This window comes from Pelotomaculum sp. FP (assembly GCF_004369245.1).
GTDB classification, from domain to species: domain Bacteria; phylum Bacillota; class Desulfotomaculia; order Desulfotomaculales; family Pelotomaculaceae; genus Pelotomaculum_C; species Pelotomaculum_C schinkii.
In genome coordinates this window covers 1-825 of the sequence record NZ_QFGB01000157.1, presented here as the reverse complement: position 1 = coordinate 825, position 825 = coordinate 1, and the positions used below count along the sequence as shown (strand labels likewise).

At 50.5% G+C, this 825-nt stretch carries 1 protein-coding gene; it reads left to right on the top strand.

All coding sequences use genetic code 11. The features are described 5' to 3' along the window. Window positions 1–193 precede the first annotated feature (193 nt). The coding region (locus Psfp_RS21165) for an S-layer homology domain-containing protein (RefSeq protein WP_134220478.1) at window positions 194–825 on the top strand (632 nt) is incomplete at its 3' end.

Sequence of the window (825 nt, the reverse complement as noted above, 5' to 3'; positions counted from 1 at the left end):
ATGTCAGGGATGGAGCAGGAAATTTTAACAGGTAAAGATAATTATTAGCTCTAAAGGGTGGTAATTATTGTTTTAAGGTTTATCTTGCAGCCAATCGGGCGCCGATATTTATGCAGCTTTTTCCTGGAGGTCTCTAATAGTAGAACCTTTTTCTGCTATCAGGCGTCTACTTTTAGTAAGGGGGTATGTTATTATGCCGAGAAAAATACATTTGGGTTTTTTTATTGCAGCTTTAGCTGCAGTTATGGTTTTTAGCGGCGCTTTAAGCTCGGAGGCCGGGGTTGGTCAGCTGCTGGATATAGGTGAGGCCTCATGGGCTGAGCAGGAAATTACGGAAATGAGTGCGCTGGAGATCTTAGAGGGATACCCGGATGGGAGATTTTTGCCCTACCAGAGTGTCACCAGGCTGGAGGCCGTGGCCATGCTGATCAGGATGCTTGGTTTGGACGATCAGGCCAGGGCTATGGAAGAGGCGGATGTTGCCTACCAGGTGCCATATTTACCCTGGGGGAGAGGTTACCTGATTATGGGTGTTGAGCGGGGGATGCTCGATAAGAACTACCTCAACCAGCTGGAGCCCACCGGCGCGGCAACGAGGGCGCAGGTCGCCGCCCTGGTCTGCCTGGCTTTTGACCTGAGCGCCACTGGCTCGTCCCTTGACTTTGCCGACGCCGATCAGATACCGTACGGATATCAAGAATATGTGGCCGCACTGGTGGATAATGAACTCATGCAGGGGCTGCCGGGCAACGTCTTTGAGCCTAACAGTGTGATCAACCGGGCCCAGATGGCAGTTTTATTGTCCAACTTGTTGAATAAGGAATT